Below are 16,126 nucleotides of genomic sequence, written 5' to 3' on the forward strand. Positions count from 1 at the left end.
ATCATATGAATATTAGACGTTTTTCTACTTCAGATAGTGATTTCCAAGCGAACTTAAAACAATTGCTTGCATTTGAAACTGCGCAAGACGATAGCATTGATGTTGTGGTGGCTAATATCTTAAAAGATGTTAAAAATCGCGGTGATGCGGCTGTGCTTGAATATACCAATCGTTTTGATAAAACGAACGCTAGCAAAATCAGCGAACTTGAAATCAGCCAAGCAGAGTTGGTTGCGGCATTAAATGGCTTGCCAGCTGATCAGCGTGTAGCATTACAAACAGCCGCAGACCGAGTGAGAAGCTATCATGAAAAACAGTTGATGAGTTCATGGAGTTACACAGAAGCTGATGGCACTTTACTTGGTCAACAAGTAACTTCGCTTGATCGTGTTGGTTTATATGTGCCAGGAGGTAAAGCCGCTTATCCATCTTCAGTGTTGATGAATGCGATACCCGCAAAAGTGGCCGGCGTGCAAGAACTTATTATGGTTGTACCAACCCCTAATGGTGAGAAAAATCAACTAGTGTTGGCTGCCGCAGCTGTGTGTGGGGTTGATCGTGTGTTCTGTCTCGGTGGCGCGCAAGCCGTTGGTGCTTTGGCATATGGTACTGAAACCGTACCGCAAGTTGATAAAATTGTAGGACCAGGTAATGCTTATGTTGCTGCCGCTAAACGTCGTGTATTTGGCGTAGTGGGTATTGACATGGTGGCTGGACCTTCTGAGATTTTAGTTATTTGTGACGGTAAAACAAATCCAGACTGGATTGCGATGGATTTATTCTCACAAGCTGAGCATGATGAGTTAGCACAATCTATTTTGCTAAGTCCTGATGCTGGCTTCTTGGATCAGGTCGCTGCTAGTATCGAGAAATTGGTACAAGAAATGCCACGTAAAGAAATTATTACGACTTCATTGACAGATCGAGGTGCTTTAATTCACGTAAGTGATTTAGATGAAGCAGCAGAAATTAGTAACTATATTGCGCCTGAGCATTTGGAATTGTCTATTGAAGAGCCATTAGCCTTTAGCAAAAAAATTAAACATGCGGGCGCTATTTTTATGGGTCGTGATACCTGTGAGGCCTTAGGTGATTACTGTGCGGGGCCAAATCATGTCTTGCCTACTTCACGTACTGCAAGGTTTTCATCACCATTAGGTGTATATGACTTCCAAAAGCGCTCAAGCTTGATTATGGTATCTTCAGAAGGTGCGCAAGTGCTGGGTAAAGTAGCTGCCACTTTGGCTTATGGTGAAGGTCTGCAAGCGCATGCACGCTCTGCTGAATATCGTCTTAAATAGTCTTTTAATCGCTTTAAGTATTTGTCTTAGTGATACATGCTTAAAGCGATCAATCAAGCGTATATCAGTTTGGTAATAACACCTATTAATTAATTTCACGTTGGAAGACGTGATCACAAAGAATGTGTCCGAGGTTTTGGTATGAGTAAATATTGGAGTGATGTCGTTCATAAGCTCACCCCTTATGTGCCAGGCGAGCAACCAAAAATTAATAATTTGGTGAAGTTGAATACCAATGAAAATCCTTATGGACCAAGTCCGAAAGTGATTGAAGCCTTGAAGCTTGAGGCTGCAGAGACGTTACGCCTATATCCAGACCCAAATTCTGATGCTTTAAGAACTGCAATTGCTCAGGTACATCATTTAGATAGTAGTCAGGTGTTTGTGGGTAATGGATCTGATGAGGTATTAGCGCATGTGTTTCAAGCATTGTTAAAGCATGATAAGCCTTTGTTATTTCCTGATATTACTTATAGCTTTTATCCTGTGTATTGCGGACTATATGACATTGCCTATCAAACGATTCCATTAGCTGAAGACTTTAGCATTTGTGTGGAAGATTATAAGAAACCAAATGGCGGTATTATATTTCCTAATCCGAACGCGCCAACTGGCATGCCGTTGCCGCTTGCGAAAATCGAATGGCTATTGCAAAACAATGCCGAATCCGTAGTGGTGATAGATGAGGCTTATGTGGATTTTGGAACGGAGTCTGCAGTAAGTTTAATTAATCAATATCCTAACTTGCTAGTGACGCATACATTGTCTAAAGCACGCTCGTTGGCTGGTCTGCGTGTTGGCTATGCGCTTGGGTCGGTGGAATTGATAGAAGCCTTGGTACGAGTTAAGGATAGCTTTAACTCGTACCCTATCGATCGTTTTGCTTCAGCAGGCGCTACGGCGGCGATGCTAGATGTTGAGTACTTTGATGAAACGTGTGCTAAGGTTGTTGCTACGCGTGAGGCGCTAGTTAAAGACTTAGAGGCATTAGGTTTTGATGTATTACCCTCTGGTGCGAATTTTATATTTGCTAAACATAAAATACGAGATGGAGCTGAGTTAAGTTCAGGATTGCGTGAGCACAGTGTTATTGTGCGTCATTTTAAGTCGCCAAATCGAATAGCTCCCTACTTACGTATTACGATAGGTACTGATAATCAGTCTGAGTTATTGCTTAAGGCATTAAGAGCACTTTTAGCTTAATTGTGGTGAAAGTTAGCTTAAAATATTGCATGTGCGGGCTGCCTAAGTGAATGAATTTAAGAATTTAAACGTGCAATATAGATAAAACATGTAAATTAAGCACGAAAAGTTTGAATTTTGACACGAAGTGCGGTTATGATAGCGAAATGTGCGTTTTGTGCACAATATAATAATTATTTTCAATCTGTATTTTTAACCTAGGTAAGTCATTAATTTTGATTTATTATTAGTTGGAGGATGTATCGTGGCACAAACCCAAATGGCATTAGACTCATTAGATTTCGACGCAACAGTTGCTTTAGCAGCTAAAGTTGCGCCACACGTAGATATTTTAGAAATTGGTACACCATGCATTAAGCATAACGGTATCAAATTACTTCAAACATTACGTGCTAAGTTCCCAAACAACAAAATCTTAGTTGACTTGAAAACAATGGATGCTGGTTTCTACGAAGCTGAACCATTCTACAAAGCTGGTGCTGACATTTGTACAGTATTGGGTACTTCAGACATCGGTACAATCAAAGGCGTGATTGATGTAGCTAACAAATACGGTAAAAAAGCACAAGATGACTTGATCAATGTTGCTGATAAAAAAGCACGCACACAAGAAGTTGCTAAATTAGGCGCGCACATCATTGGCGTTCACACTGGTTTAGATCAACAAGCTGCTGGTCAAACACCATTTGCTGACTTAGCATTAGTTGCTGGTTTGAACTTAGGTCTTGAAATTTCAGTTGCTGGTGGCGTTAAAGCGGCTACAGCTGCACAAGTACGTGACGCTGGCGCAACAATCATTGTTGCTGGTGCTGCAATCTACGGTGCTGCTGACCCAGCTGCTTCTGCTGCAGAAATCACTGCAATCGCTCATGGCGGATCTACAGGTGGTTTGTTCGGCTGGATCAAAAAATTATTTAGCTAATATCTATTGATATCTAAGTAGTAAAATGAAAACCCCAGTCTTAAAACTGGGGTTTTTTTATTTTAGATTTTAAATTCATCATGTAGCTATGTGTTACAACCTTTTAATGGGTTAAAATGCAGGCTGATAACATAAAACATTACACTTATGCGTAACGCTAAAATTACTAGGAATACTTTAGAAACTCAAATTACGGTGAGCATCAACTTAGATGGCACTGGCGTTTCTCAATTTAATACTGGCTTAGGCTTCTTAGATCACATGCTAGACCAAATCGCGCGTCATGGCATGATGGATATTGAAGTGAACGCTAAGGGTGATTTGCATATTGATGCACACCACACCGTTGAGGATATTGGCATTACGCTTGGTCAGGCATTTGCGCAGGCAGTAGGCGATAAAAAAGGCATTCGTCGTTATGGGCACGCTTATGTGCCATTAGATGAAGCGCTATCAAGAGTAGTGTTAGATATTTCTGGGCGCCCAGGATTAGAATTCGGCTGTACATTTACACGTGCCGCTATTGGTAGTTTTGATGTTGATTTGGTACATGAGTTCTTTCAGGGTTTTGTAAATCATGCCAACGTCACTTTGCATATTGATAATTTAAAAGGTCATAATGCACACCATCAAGCTGAAACCATATTTAAAGCCTTTGGGCGCGCATTGCGTATGGCAGTAGAGTTGGACGCACGTATGGCTGGGATTATGCCATCCACAAAGGGTAGTTTGTAAGTCTGCCAAAGCGCATCCTTGAGACATGACCTTAGGCAGGATTTAAAATATGAGTACAATTGATATTGCAGTAGTTGATTATGGCATGGGTAATTTACGCTCAGTGTCAAAAGCATTAGAGCATGTCGCACCTACAAAAAACGTGGTCGTGACTAGTCATCCTGATGATGTTGCAAAAGCGTCTCGGGTTGTATTTCCTGGTCAGGGTGCGATGCCAGATTGCATCAGAGAGTTGGATGCCAGAGGTTTACGGACAGCGGTATTGGATGCAGCACAAAATAAACCATTTTTGGGAATTTGTATCGGCCTTCAGATGCTATTTGAACACTCTGAGGAAGGCGACGCAGCTGGCTTAGGTTTATTTAAAGGTAGCGTGAAAAGATTTGCAACTGAAGATATGGTTGATAGCCAAGGTGAGAAGCTGAAGGTGCCTCATATGGGTTGGAATCAGGTGTATCAACATCGCAATCTAGATGCTAATGTACATCCGTTATGGCATAGTATAGAAGATGGTGCCAGATTTTATTATGTACATAGCTATTATGTGCAACCTGAAGATGACAATATCGTGGCTGGTTTTACCCATTATCCTAATCGTTTTACTTGTGCTGTTGCTAAAGATAATTTATTTGCAGTACAGTTTCATCCAGAAAAGAGCGCTAATGCTGGCTTGCAATTGTTGAGTAACTTTGTTGACTGGTCACCAAACTAAATAGGTTAGCCTTAAATATAAGTAATAGCTTTTCTTCTTTTTAACTTTTTCGTATATAAAAATTAATTTTTACTATGTTAATAATCCCAGCAATTGATTTAAAAGATGGTCACTGCGTCAGACTGAAACAAGGTTTGATGGAAGAATCAACCGTATTCTCAGAAGACCCAGGCGCGATGGCTAGGCATTGGGTTGATCTCGGCGGCAAGCGCTTACACCTTGTTGATTTAAATGGCGCTTTTGCAGGTAAGCCTGTAAATGAGGGCGCGATTAAATCTATTGTAAGTGCTGTCGGTGGCGATATTCCAATTCAATTAGGTGGTGGTATTCGAGATTTAGATACCATCGAACGCTATTTAGATAGTGGTATTGACTATGTCATTATCGGTACTGCAGCAGTCAAAACGCCTGGCTTCCTACATGAGGCTTGTTATGCCTTCCCTGGGCAGATTATGGTGGGTTTAGACGCTAAAGATGGGAAAGTGGCGATTGATGGCTGGTCTAAATTAACAGGCCATGATGTGATTGATTTAGCAAAAAAATTCGAAGATTACGGTGTTGAGTCGATTGTTTACACGGATATCGGTCGTGATGGCATGTTAACGGGCGTCAATATCGAAGCGACAGTTGCATTGGCACAAGCCCTAACAATTCCTGTTATTGCTTCTGGCGGCGTAACAAACTTAGACGATGTTAAAAAACTATGTGCGGTAGCCAATGAAGGCATTATTGGTACGATTACAGGCCGTGCAATTTATGAAGGTACCTTAGACTTTGCAGCTGCACAGAAGCTTGCTGATGAGTTAAGTGCATAAGGTTTAGTTGATGGGATTAGCCAAACGTATTATTCCTTGCTTGGATGTCACTAATGGGCGTGTAGTAAAGGGTGTTAATTTTCTGGAGCTTAGGGATGCTGGCGACCCAGTAGAGATTGCTAGGCGCTACGACGAGCAGGGTGCTGACGAACTTACTTTTCTAGATATCACGGCAAGCTCGGATAACCGAGGGCTTATTCTGCATATCATTGAAGAAGTCGCCAGTCAGGTGTTTATCCCATTAACAGTGGGTGGTGGCGTGCGCGAAGTTGAAGATGTGCGCCGTTTGTTAAACGCAGGTGCTGATAAAGTCAGTATCAACACAACAGCCGTGCTTAATCCAAAAATGGTGCAAGCTGCCGCAGCTAAGTTTGGTTCGCAATGCATTGTTGTGGCTATCGATGCAAAAAAAGTAGATAACCAACCATTCGAATGGGAAGTGTTTACGCACGGCGGGCGTAAGGCAACGGGTTTAGACGCGGTTAAGTGGGCAGAGTATATGGTGAGCCTTGGTGCTGGAGAGTTGCTGGTCACTAGCATGGACAGAGATGGCACCAAAATTGGATTTAATAATCCACTTAATAAGGCGATTAGCAATGCAGTAGAAGTGCCGATTATTGCTTCAGGTGGTGTAGGTAATTTGCAGCATCTAGTTGATGGGGTTAAAGAAGGTGGCGCTGACGCAGTGTTAGCGGCAAGTATTTTTCACTATGGCGAATATACGGTAAGACAGGCAAAAGAGTACATGGCACAACATGGCATTGAGGTTAGGCTGTAATAGTCTTTAAAGTTAAATACTTTCAGAGTGTTACCTTTTTAGGTTGTGACTCTAACCATGTAAATTAAACAGAAGTTTCAATAGGTAAGGTATCTGATGAGTTGGTTAGATGAAGTTGCTTGGGATGTCAATGGTCTTGTTCCTGTTATTGCTCAAGAGTACGACACTGGCCGTGTGTTAATGTTCGCATGGATGAACCGTGAGGCCTTACAGTTAAGTAGTGAAACCAATCGAGCCGTCTACTGGTCAAGGTCGCGTAATCGGTTGTGGCATAAGGGCGAAGAGTCTGGCCATGTTCAAAAGATACACGAAATTCGCTTAGATTGCGATGAGGATGTGATTTTGCTTAAGGTCGAACAAGTTGGTGGTATTGCTTGCCATACTGGTCGGCATAATTGCTTTTTTAAAGTTTTAAAAGAGGGTGTCTGGGAGGTAGACCAGCCTGTCATTAAAAACCCAGAAGAAATTTATAAGCATGAGTGATGATATGAATGATGTGTTAACTCGACTTTCAGAGTTGTTGGAGCAGCGCAAATCTGCAGATCCTGCATCGTCTTATGTTGCAAAGTTGTACGCTAAAGGAATGGACAGTATTCTTAAGAAAGTAGGCGAGGAAGCCACGGAAACTGTGATTGCCGCCAAAGGTGGTAATAAAGATGAGATTATCTATGAAACAGCCGACTTGTGGTTCCATACGATGATTATGCTGGCGAAAGTAGACTTAAAACCACAAGATGTTTTGTTGGAGCTGGCTAGGCGAGAAGGTTTGTCAGGTATTGATGAGAAAGCTAGTCGCAATAAGGGCGACTAGTACGACTTATTCAAAAGATAGCTTAAGTTTAATGATTCTTTAGTTGATATAAAGCTGAAAATTGAAAGAATAAAAATGAGTACTGATTGTATTTTTTGTAAGATTGTTCAAGGTGACATTCCGTCAAAGAGAATTTATGAAGATGAGGATGTGATTGCTTTTCATGATATACATCCTATTACTAAAGTACACTTCTTAATTGTACCCAAGCAGCATATTGAAAGTTTGATAAGTTGCGGCTCGCAACATCAGGCATTATTGGGTAAGATGTTATTGCTAGCGCCTGAGTTAGCCAAACAACAAGGATTGACTGGTTTTCGCACGATGATTAATACTGGGCGCGAGGGCGGTCAGGAAGTGTTCCATATACACATGCATGTGTTTGGTGGCGGCAATACACTACCTAAAACATAGTTTAAACATATTTATTAAGGAGATTTACAATGGGAATCGGAGCTTGGTGGCATTGGTTAGTAGTTTTACTCATTGTGGTGCTCGTGTTTGGTACAAAAAAACTTCGTAATATTGGTAGTGATGTTGGTGGCGCAGTAAAAAACTTCAAAGATGCGGTTAATGATGGTAAGAATGCTGCTGCTGATACAACTGAGCATGCGCAAGTTGCAAATAGTTCAGTTTTAATTGAGGGTGAGGCTGTTGAGGTTGCTGCACCTAAGCCAACGCCTAAAAAAAGAGCACCAGCAAAACCCGCAGCTAGTAAGCCGGCGCCTAAAGCAAAGTCGACAACTGTAAAAAAGGCCCCCGCAAAAACTAAAGCCACTACTGCCGCTAAATAGCTGCATGGAATATTAGCTATGGCGCATCATTCGTAATAGGATCTAGGCAGAATGTTTGATATTGCATTTTCTGAGTTAGTTGTCATTGCGATTGTTGCACTGATCGTGATAGGCCCTGAAAGATTACCTAAAGTAGCACGCACGATTGGTACTGTGGTCGGACGTATGCAACGTTATATGACACAAATTAAAGATGAAGTGAATCGTGAGTCGCGTTTTGCTGAGTTGCAGAAGCTTCAGCAAGAGATTCAGCAAGCAACGGACAGTGCGCAGTCAGGTTTTCAGGGTGGTGCTAATTATCTTGCGGATACAGTTGGCGCAGATAATCAGAATACAATTCAGGAAGTCGATGACACGGCAGCCTCTGCTATAAAACCTCAAGAATCCCACTCTCCAATTAAAGATTAGCGCCCGCTGTGACACCTACAGAAAATTTCATTTCCCACTTAATCGAGTTAAGAAACCGTTTACTGCGTATCGTAATAGGTTTTATCGTTGTTTTTATTCTGCTGTTCCCATTTGCGAATGAAATTTACGCATTACTTGCTGCGCCATTGTTAAGCAAGCTTCCGTCAGGCGGTCAGATGATTGCGACGGCCGTCACTACACCGTTCTTTGTGCCAATGAAGGTTGCGATGATGGCTGCTTTTGTACTTTCATTGCCGCATACTTTATATCAAGTTTGGTCATTCGTTGCACCAGGTTTATATGCCCATGAAAAGAAGTTGATGGTACCTATCATTGTGGCCAGTAGCTTTTTGTTTCTTGCCGGTATGGCTTTTGCCTATTTTCTTGTTTTCCCAGTGATATTTGGGTTTATTGTGGGCACTGCACCTGAGGGGGTTGCAGTGATGACTGATATAGGAAATTACTTGGATTTTGTCATTACGCTGTTCTTTGCGTTTGGGTTGGCATTTGAAGTGCCTATTGCCGTGGTAATAGTGGTGCGTTTTGGATGGGTAACAATAAGTGCGCTACAAGAGGCGAGAGGTTACATTGTTGTCGGCGCGTTTGTCATTGGGGCTATAGTGACACCGCCAGATGTGATTTCACAATTCATGCTTGCAGTGCCTATGTGGCTGCTTTATGAGTTGGGTATCGTTGTGGCAAGGTTTACTACAAAGGAAAGTGAACCTAAAATTTTACCGCCAGCTTAAGTCGATTTTATTCCATTGCCATTGCAGGTTTTGGACGCTTGCCAATCACGATTGTAATGTCAACAATAGCGCTAGCTCGAATAATTTGCACCGTCGCCTTTTGATTTGGTTTTAATGCTGCGATTAAATTAAGCATGGTTCCACTGTCTTTAACCGCTTTACCCTCAATTGCCACCAATATATCTCCCGCGCGGAGGCCAGCTTTATCTGCTGGACTATTTCTCAGTACGCCCGCAATTAAAGCGCCTTGAGCTTTGTTTAATCTGAATGACTCTGCTAGCTCAGGGGTGATGTCCTGTGCCTCAATACCAATCCATCCGCGAGTAACATTGCCTTGCGCTACAATTTGTTCCATCACTTGTTTAGCTAATGTAGTTGGGATTGCAAACCCAATTCCCATAGAGCCGCCACTGCGTGAGTAGATTGCACTGTTGATACCAACCAGATTTCCCTCTGTATCGATTAATGCGCCGCCTGAATTGCCAGGGTTAATCGAGGCATCTGTTTGTATGAAGTTTTCATAAATATTAATCCCTAGATGGCTACGACCAAGTGCGCTAACAATCCCTTGAGTCACTGTTTGCCCTACGCCAAATGGATTGCCAATCGCTAATACTACGTCACCGACGTTTAATGAGTCGGAGCTGGCAAAAGTAATTGCAGGTAAATTATTGGCATCTACTTTAATAAGTGCTAGGTCTGTGTCTGGGTCGGTACCTACTACTTTAGCGGTCATTTTTCTGCCATCAGATAAAGCGACCTCAATAGCATCCGCAGTGGCAATCACGTGGTTGTTGGTTAAAATCAAGCCTTGTGTACTAACGATAACACCAGAGCCAAGGCTATTTTCAGTTTGTGATGGAATTTCTAGCTCATCTAGCTGGTCGCCAAAAAAGTGGCGAAATGCAGGGTCATCTAGAAAATCCTGATGTGGACTGACGCGCTGTTTTTTACTGGTAAAGATATTCACAACAGCAGGCATGGCTTTTTTTGCTGCTAGGCTGTATGAGTTGGAAGGGGTGGTGGCTGAAGCAGGCTCTGCTTGTTTTACAACGACCACAGGTTCTCTGAAGTTAAGGAGATTGGGGTAGAAAATGCGTGAAGCAAATATTAAAGCCATACATATGGTGGCTGCTTGCGCAAAAATTAGCCATAATCTTTTATGTAGCGAATTGTTCATTTTTTAATTCTTAGTATGGTAATTAAATTTAATCAAAGTTGCTTTAGTATCTCAAATACATCTCACCTAATGATTTTTGATATTGAGTTAACAATATTGAAAATCAATAGACTAACATTTTAAAGGTCTCAAGCTTATGGTAAAAATCAATGAGTTAACGCATTATACCCAACAACTGATGCAAGTAGAGCGTTTCAAAGATTACTGTCCTAATGGCTTGCAAGTAGAAGGGCGAGTTGAAATTAATAAGATTGTTACTGGTGTAACTGCCAGCATGGCGCTATTAGAGGCTGCACATAAAGCTAGTGCTGATTTGATTTTAGTGCACCATGGATATTTCTGGAAAAATGAAGCATCTGAGATTGTTGGTATTAAACAAAGACGCCTTAAATTCTTGTTGGCGCATGATATTAACTTAATGGCATTCCATTTACCGTTGGATGCACATGGAGAGTTGGGTAACAATGTGCAGCTTGGCAATTTGTTGGGATTTAAGCCCCAAAGTTACGTGGGGTCAGATAGCTTGCTTGCATACACTGAACTTGAAATGGAGTTGCCTCTATCGGAAATAGTTTTGTTGGTAGAGCATCGTTTGAGGCGCAAAGTAATGGCTATTGGTGAGCCAGCTAAAAAGATAAACAAGGTAGCTTGGTGTACTGGGGCAGCGCAAGGTTATATAGATCAAGCGATAGCGCTAGATGTAGATCTATTTATCAGTGGCGAAATTTCTGAACAAACTACACATCAGTCACTCGAGTCGGGTGTTGCGTATATTTCTGCAGGACATCATGCAACAGAGCGCTATGGGGTGCAGGCATTAGGACGCCATTTGGCAGATAAATTTAACTTAGAACATGAATTTATAGATATTCACAATCCTGTTTAATCGTTTTATTTCAGTAACTTAATAAATAAAGCTTTAATTGGTGGTCAAAAAATTGTATAATCTGGCGCCTAAACATGAAGCCTCGCCTACATTTTAATTGCTTTGGCTGTGATTAAGTGTTCAAGCTTTTTTCTAATTAGGAAATAGCTGTTCGCGCTTAATGTTAAGTGTTTTAGTAAAGTTGACGTTGTTACCTCGCGTAGGTGCGGCGTCTGTATCCAGTCAATCCTTTCGAGCAAGAGGAAAACATGTCAGACAACCAAAATGACAATCAGCAGGCTGACTCGCAAATGCGCGAGTGTTCTCAAGTAGATTTAGATAAGCGTAACTTTTTAATAGCCACCTCTGCGGTGGGGGCGTTGGGTTGTGCTGCGGTAGCAGTGCCCTTTGTGAAAAGCATGACGCCAAGTGAGCGTGCAAAAGCTGCGGGTGCGCCAGTAGAAGTTGATATTAGTAAGATTGAACCAGGTACTATGCTTACAGCTGAATGGCGTGGCCAACCAGTTTGGATTATCAATCGTACTGATGAAATGACTGCTGAATTAGCTAAGCATGATGATCAATTATCAGATCCTGCGTCTGATGTTACATCACAACAACCTGAATATTGTAAAAATGAGAGTCGTTCACTTAAGCCTAACCTTGCTGTTGTGGTTGGTATTTGTACGCATTTGGGTTGTTCGCCAAGCGAAAAATTACAGCGTGGTGGTGATATGGGTGAAGGTTGGACGGGTGGATTCTTCTGTCCTTGTCATGGCTCTAAGTTCGATCTAGCAGGTCGCGTATTTAAGGGCTCACCTGCACCTATCAATTTGGTAGTGCCGCCACATAAATATTTGAGTGAGAATCTACTTCTGATTGGTGTTGATACTGAAGAGAAAGCATAATCATGACTGATAAAAATAAATCAGCGCTATCAAGCGCTTTAAATGACGGTTTAAATTGGGTTGATGCACGTTTTCCGTTGACTAGTAATGTCAAAGCGCATTTAACCGAGTATTACGCGCCAAAGAATTTTAACTTCTGGTACTTCTTTGGTTCTTTGGCATTGTTGGTATTGGTGCTGCAAATACTAACAGGTATTTTCCTGACAATGCATTACAAACCAGATGCGGACTTAGCATTCGGCTCAGTGGAATACATCATGCGTGATGTGCCATGGGGTTGGTTGATTCGCTACATGCACTCAACTGGCGCGTCTATGTTCTTTGTTGTCGTTTATCTACACATGTTCCGCGGTATTATTTACGGATCTTATAGAAATCCACGTGAATTGATTTGGTTGTTCGGTGTTGGAATCTTCTTGGTGTTGATGGGTGAGGCATTCTTTGGTTACCTATTACCATGGGGTCAAATGTCTTACTGGGGTGCGCAAGTAATTGTTAACTTGTTCTCTGCGATTCCATTGATTGGGCCTGATGTTTCAGAGTGGTTGCGTGGTGACTATTTGGTATCTGATGCAACCTTGAATCGCTTTTTTGCTTTCCATGTAATTGCTTTACCTTTTGTATTGGTTGGCTTGGTTGTTGCTCACTTAATTGCTTTGCATGAAGTTGGCTCAAATAACCCAGATGGTATTGAGATTAAAAAGCTGAAAGATAAGAAAACAGGGTTTCCATTAGATGGTATTCCTTTCCATCCTTATTACACCGTAAAAGACTTGGTTGGTGTATCAGTGTTCCTAATTGTTTTCTCAGCAATTGTTTTCTTTGCACCAGAAATGGGTGGCTATTTCCTTGAGGCAAATAACTTTGTGCCTGCTGATCCACTAAAAACGCCAGCACACATTGCGCCAGTTTGGTATTTCACACCGTACTACTCTATTTTGCGAGCTGTTCCGCCCATCTTGAACTCACAATTTCCAGGTGTGGCTGCAATGGGCTTGTCTGTAGTGGCGTTTGCATTCCTGCCTTGGTTGGATAAGAGTCCAGTGAAATCAATTCGTTACCGCGGGATGCTATATAAACAATGGTTGCTTGCATTTGTTATCAGTTTCTTGGTGCTTGGCTATCTTGGTACTGTGCCATCAAATATTTGGGGGCAGTTCGGTGCATGGATGGGTGGTGCTGATCGCGCTACAGTAGTTGCGCGTATCTTTACAGCGGTTTATTTCTTGTTCTTTATTTTGATGCCTTGGTATACGAAAAAAGATAAGACTAAACCAGTGCCAGAAAGGGTAACAGGATAATAACCATGAAAAAATTATTGTTAACTTTGTTGTTGATGCCTTTCCTTGCGATGCCTTTGGCAGTGAGTGCGAGTGAAAGTGTTAGTTTGGATAAGGCGCCGATTGATGCTGCTGATCATGAGTCATTGCAGCGTGGTGCGCGTACTTTCGTTAACTATTGCTTAAACTGCCATAGCGCTAACTACATGCGCTATAACAGATTGTTGGAGATTGGTTTAACTGAAAAGCAAATCAAAGATAATTTGTTGCTGGCAGGTGAAAAAATTGGTGACACGATGAAAGTGGCTATCAATAAGAAGGATGCGATGAAATGGTTTGGTGCTGCGCCACCTGATTTGTCAGTAGAGGTGCGTGCGCGTGGTGCAGACTGGGTTTATACCTATATGCGCGGGTTCTACCGTGATAGCACTAGAGCAACGGGCTGGAATAATACGGTGTTTGATAAGGTTGGTATGCCGCATGTGCTTTATGGGTTACAGGGTGAGCAAGAGTTGAATCATGAAACTCATGCACTGAAACTTGTTAAACCTGGCAAGCTGTCTGTCGAAGAATACGATGTTTTGGTGGGTGATTTAACAAACTTTATGGCTTACATGGCTGAACCAGCAAAGCATCAAAGAAACCAACTCGGTTGGTTTGTCTTGCTATTTTTAGGTGTGTTATTAGTACTAACATACAAACTTAAAAAAGCTTACTGGAAGGAAATACATTAAATTATGATGACTTTGTACTCAGGGACAACGGATCCCTATAGCCACCGCTGCCGAATTGTTTTATTTGAAAAAGGCATGGATTTTCAGGTGATTGATGTCGACTTGGCAAATAAACCAGAAGATTTAGCGGTTATTAATCCATATAACCATGTGCCAGTGTTGGTGGAACGTGACTTGGTATTGTCAGAAGCTAATATTATCAATGAATATATTGATGAGCGTTTTCCTCATCCGCAGTTGATGCCGCCAGATCCAGTGATGCGCGCACGTGCTAGATTGTTCTTGTATAGTTTTGAAAAAGACTTGTTTAGTCATATTGTTGATATCGAATCTGATGATCAAGAAAAAGCGGATAAAGCGCGTGCCACGATACGTGATAACTTGTGTCAATTAGTGCCTATTTTCTCTAAACAGAATTATCTGTTAGGAGATGACTACTCGATGTTGGATGTTGCGGTAACGCCGTTACTTTGGCGTTTAGGGCATTACGGTATTGACCTGCCAAATCAAGCTGCACCAATTTTAAAATATGCAGAGCGTTTGTTCTCAAGGCCATTGTATGCAGATGCAATGACGCCTTCAGAAAAAGCAATGCGTAAGTAAGCTGTCTAAATAGCATTTGGGTGGCGTTTAATTAAAGTTGTTGAAATTAAACGCCATTACTCTACAAGTGCGTAACTGAAGCTATCCTATTGGGTTCGTTAAATATGTCTGAATTAATTCCAACAAAACCATATATGTTACGTGCGCTTCATGAGTGGTGTGTAGATAACAATCTAACGCCACATTTGATAATTGCAGTGAATGCGCAAACGCGAGTACCAATGGCGTATGTTAAAGATGGTGAAATTGTTTTAAATGTTAATTACGGCGCAACTAAAGATTTACACATAGACAATGATTCTGTGGTATTCTCTGCCCGCTTTGGTGGAGTGTCACAAAATATATATGTTCCCATGAGTGCGATAAGAGGTATATTTGCACGAGAAAATGGACAAGGTATGTTTTTTGAGGCTGAATCAGAGCAAGAAGATGTGGAACTTTCAAAAGCTGATGTAGATGCAAAAGTTGTTGAAAATAAAGAAGAATTAATAAAAAGTAAAAAACCTATATTAAAAATAGTAAAATAACTTAACATTTTTCGAAAACTGCGTATAATACGCATCTCACGAAAACGCCGGGTTAGCTCAGTTGGTAGAGCAGCGCACTTGTAATGCGAAGGTCATCAGTTCGATTCCGATACCCGGCACCAGAATTCTTAGCAAATTCCCTTTTATACATTTGACAGCAAGTCAAATTTTCAGCATAATCGCGGGTTCGGTGAGGAGGGGTGGCCGAGTGGTTAAAGGCGACGGACTGTAAATCCGTTCTCTCAGAGTACGAAGGTTCGAATCCTTCCCCCTCCACCAGTTTGTAAAACATAACGTTTTAAAGCATATAGTAAGTTGCGGTAATTTGAGCTTGTTGGCGTTATGCAACATGTACGCGGGTGTAGCTCAGTTGGTAGAGCACTTGCCTTCCAAGCAAGATGTCGCGAGTTCGAACCTCGTCGCCCGCTCCACCAGTTGGCTGTAGCGGATTTAAGCGCCCATGTGGCTCAGTGGTAGAGCACTCCCTTGGTAAGGGAGAGGTCGCGGGTCCGATTCCCGCCATGGGCACCATAAAGCTTACGTGCTAGTAAATGGCAAGTTGCTGTGGCGGTTAGAGGTTGTTGGTATAGTGTGCTTGATGATAAGTAGCCGCATGGTGAAATGTCGGGCATGATGATTTGAACAAGTTTTATTAATTCTAATAAAACTTATGGTTAATAAAATATTGTAAAGGACTGAAGCAATGGCAAAAGGTAAATTTGAGCGGACCAAGCCGCACGTTAACGTAGGTACGATTGGCCACGTTGACCATGGTAAGACAACACTAACAGCAGCGATCAC

General features: G+C 41.8%; 21 protein-coding genes and 4 tRNA genes. 24 read left to right on the forward strand and 1 reads right to left on the reverse strand.

What is annotated here, in order from left to right:
• The first annotated feature begins 5 nt into the window (after positions 1-5).
• The 13 genes from hisD to tatC all read left to right on the forward strand — a co-directional run bounded on the left by hisD (position 6) and on the right by tatC (position 9,228).
• Positions 6-1,301 carry a histidinol dehydrogenase gene (gene hisD, locus Q7U33_RS02880; RefSeq protein WP_304858086.1) on the forward strand — a complete coding sequence of 432 codons (1,296 nt, stop codon included), beginning with the start codon at positions 6-8 and terminating at the stop codon, positions 1,299-1,301.
• Between the two features lie 141 nt (positions 1,302-1,442).
• The gene (gene hisC, locus Q7U33_RS02885; protein WP_304858087.1) at positions 1,443-2,504 is read left to right on the forward strand and encodes a histidinol-phosphate transaminase; all 1,062 of its coding nucleotides are present in this window, start codon (positions 1,443-1,445) and stop codon (positions 2,502-2,504) included.
• A 244-nt stretch (positions 2,505-2,748) separates the two neighbouring features.
• On the forward strand, positions 2,749-3,426 hold the full coding sequence (hxlA, locus tag Q7U33_RS02890; protein ID WP_304858088.1) for a 3-hexulose-6-phosphate synthase: 678 nt from the start codon (positions 2,749-2,751) through the stop codon (positions 3,424-3,426).
• 147 nt (positions 3,427-3,573) lie between these two features.
• Positions 3,574-4,161, forward strand: coding sequence for an imidazoleglycerol-phosphate dehydratase HisB (hisB, locus tag Q7U33_RS02895; protein ID WP_036301884.1), 588 nt, complete (start codon positions 3,574-3,576; stop codon positions 4,159-4,161).
• Between the two features lie 49 nt (positions 4,162-4,210).
• Positions 4,211-4,873, forward strand: coding sequence for an imidazole glycerol phosphate synthase subunit HisH (hisH, locus tag Q7U33_RS02900; protein WP_304858089.1), 663 nt, complete (start codon positions 4,211-4,213; stop codon positions 4,871-4,873).
• 74 nt (positions 4,874-4,947) lie between these two features.
• Complete coding sequence (gene hisA, locus Q7U33_RS02905) at positions 4,948-5,688, forward strand: 1-(5-phosphoribosyl)-5-[(5-phosphoribosylamino)methylideneamino]imidazole-4-carboxamide isomerase (RefSeq protein WP_036301888.1); 741 nt, start codon at positions 4,948-4,950, stop codon at positions 5,686-5,688.
• A 10-nt stretch (positions 5,689-5,698) separates the two neighbouring features.
• Complete coding sequence (hisF, locus tag Q7U33_RS02910; protein ID WP_304858090.1) at positions 5,699-6,466, forward strand: imidazole glycerol phosphate synthase subunit HisF; 768 nt, start codon at positions 5,699-5,701, stop codon at positions 6,464-6,466.
• 96 nt (positions 6,467-6,562) lie between these two features.
• A complete protein-coding gene (gene hisI / locus Q7U33_RS02915; RefSeq protein ID WP_304858091.1) occupies positions 6,563-6,949 on the forward strand; it encodes a phosphoribosyl-AMP cyclohydrolase in 387 nt (128 codons plus the stop codon).
• Positions 6,950-6,953: 4 nt separating this feature from the next.
• Positions 6,954-7,277 (forward strand): phosphoribosyl-ATP diphosphatase, encoded by a 324-nt coding sequence (locus tag Q7U33_RS02920; RefSeq protein ID WP_304858104.1) that lies wholly within the window; start codon positions 6,954-6,956, stop codon positions 7,275-7,277.
• 75 nt (positions 7,278-7,352) lie between these two features.
• Positions 7,353-7,691: a histidine triad nucleotide-binding protein gene (locus Q7U33_RS02925; protein WP_304858092.1), complete on the forward strand. Its 339-nt coding sequence runs from the start codon at positions 7,353-7,355 to the stop codon at positions 7,689-7,691.
• 29 nt (positions 7,692-7,720) lie between these two features.
• A complete protein-coding gene (tatA, locus tag Q7U33_RS02930; protein ID WP_304858093.1) occupies positions 7,721-8,071 on the forward strand; it encodes a Sec-independent protein translocase subunit TatA in 351 nt (116 codons plus the stop codon).
• A 51-nt stretch (positions 8,072-8,122) separates the two neighbouring features.
• Complete coding sequence (gene tatB, locus Q7U33_RS02935) at positions 8,123-8,479, forward strand: Sec-independent protein translocase protein TatB (RefSeq protein ID WP_304858094.1); 357 nt, start codon at positions 8,123-8,125, stop codon at positions 8,477-8,479.
• An 8-nt stretch (positions 8,480-8,487) separates the two neighbouring features.
• Positions 8,488-9,228 carry a twin-arginine translocase subunit TatC gene (gene tatC, locus Q7U33_RS02940; protein ID WP_304858095.1) on the forward strand — a complete coding sequence of 247 codons (741 nt, stop codon included), beginning with the start codon at positions 8,488-8,490 and terminating at the stop codon, positions 9,226-9,228.
• 7 nt (positions 9,229-9,235) lie between these two features.
• Here the strand turns inward: tatC and Q7U33_RS02945 are convergent, their stop codons facing one another.
• The gene (locus tag Q7U33_RS02945; protein WP_304858096.1) at positions 9,236-10,408 is read right to left on the reverse strand and encodes a Do family serine endopeptidase; all 1,173 of its coding nucleotides are present in this window, start codon (positions 10,406-10,408) and stop codon (positions 9,236-9,238) included.
• A 136-nt stretch (positions 10,409-10,544) separates the two neighbouring features.
• Here Q7U33_RS02945 and Q7U33_RS02950 point away from each other — a divergent pair, with 136 nt between their 5' ends.
• The 11 genes from Q7U33_RS02950 to Q7U33_RS03000 all read left to right on the forward strand — a co-directional run.
• Entirely contained in the window at positions 10,545-11,294 is a 750-nt protein-coding gene (locus Q7U33_RS02950) for a Nif3-like dinuclear metal center hexameric protein (RefSeq protein ID WP_304858097.1), read from the forward strand.
• 248 nt (positions 11,295-11,542) lie between these two features.
• The gene (gene petA / locus Q7U33_RS02955; RefSeq protein ID WP_304858098.1) at positions 11,543-12,181 is read left to right on the forward strand and encodes a ubiquinol-cytochrome c reductase iron-sulfur subunit; all 639 of its coding nucleotides are present in this window, start codon (positions 11,543-11,545) and stop codon (positions 12,179-12,181) included.
• A 2-nt stretch (positions 12,182-12,183) separates the two neighbouring features.
• Complete coding sequence (locus Q7U33_RS02960) at positions 12,184-13,482, forward strand: cytochrome b N-terminal domain-containing protein (protein ID WP_304858099.1); 1,299 nt, start codon at positions 12,184-12,186, stop codon at positions 13,480-13,482.
• 5 nt (positions 13,483-13,487) lie between these two features.
• Positions 13,488-14,195 carry a cytochrome c1 gene (locus Q7U33_RS02965; protein WP_304858100.1) on the forward strand — a complete coding sequence of 236 codons (708 nt, stop codon included), beginning with the start codon at positions 13,488-13,490 and terminating at the stop codon, positions 14,193-14,195.
• Positions 14,196-14,198: 3 nt separating this feature from the next.
• A complete protein-coding gene (locus tag Q7U33_RS02970; RefSeq protein WP_304858101.1) occupies positions 14,199-14,798 on the forward strand; it encodes a glutathione S-transferase N-terminal domain-containing protein in 600 nt (199 codons plus the stop codon).
• A 104-nt stretch (positions 14,799-14,902) separates the two neighbouring features.
• Positions 14,903-15,325 carry a ClpXP protease specificity-enhancing factor gene (locus tag Q7U33_RS02975; RefSeq protein ID WP_304858102.1) on the forward strand — a complete coding sequence of 141 codons (423 nt, stop codon included), beginning with the start codon at positions 14,903-14,905 and terminating at the stop codon, positions 15,323-15,325.
• A gap of 46 nt (positions 15,326-15,371) precedes the next feature.
• Positions 15,372-15,447: transfer RNA gene (locus tag Q7U33_RS02980), tRNA-Thr, on the forward strand.
• Positions 15,448-15,519: 72 nt separating this feature from the next.
• Positions 15,520-15,604, forward strand: a tRNA-Tyr gene (locus Q7U33_RS02985).
• A 76-nt stretch (positions 15,605-15,680) separates the two neighbouring features.
• Positions 15,681-15,756, forward strand: a tRNA-Gly gene (locus tag Q7U33_RS02990).
• 25 nt (positions 15,757-15,781) lie between these two features.
• Positions 15,782-15,856 (forward strand) — tRNA-Thr (locus Q7U33_RS02995).
• Positions 15,857-16,028: 172 nt separating this feature from the next.
• On the forward strand, positions 16,029-16,126 hold a 98-nt coding region (locus tag Q7U33_RS03000), incomplete at its 3' end, for a GTP-binding protein (RefSeq protein ID WP_033453371.1).

Origin of the sequence: Methylotenera sp. (assembly GCF_030653755.1) — a bacterium.
Taxonomy (GTDB): domain Bacteria; phylum Pseudomonadota; class Gammaproteobacteria; order Burkholderiales; family Methylophilaceae; genus Methylotenera.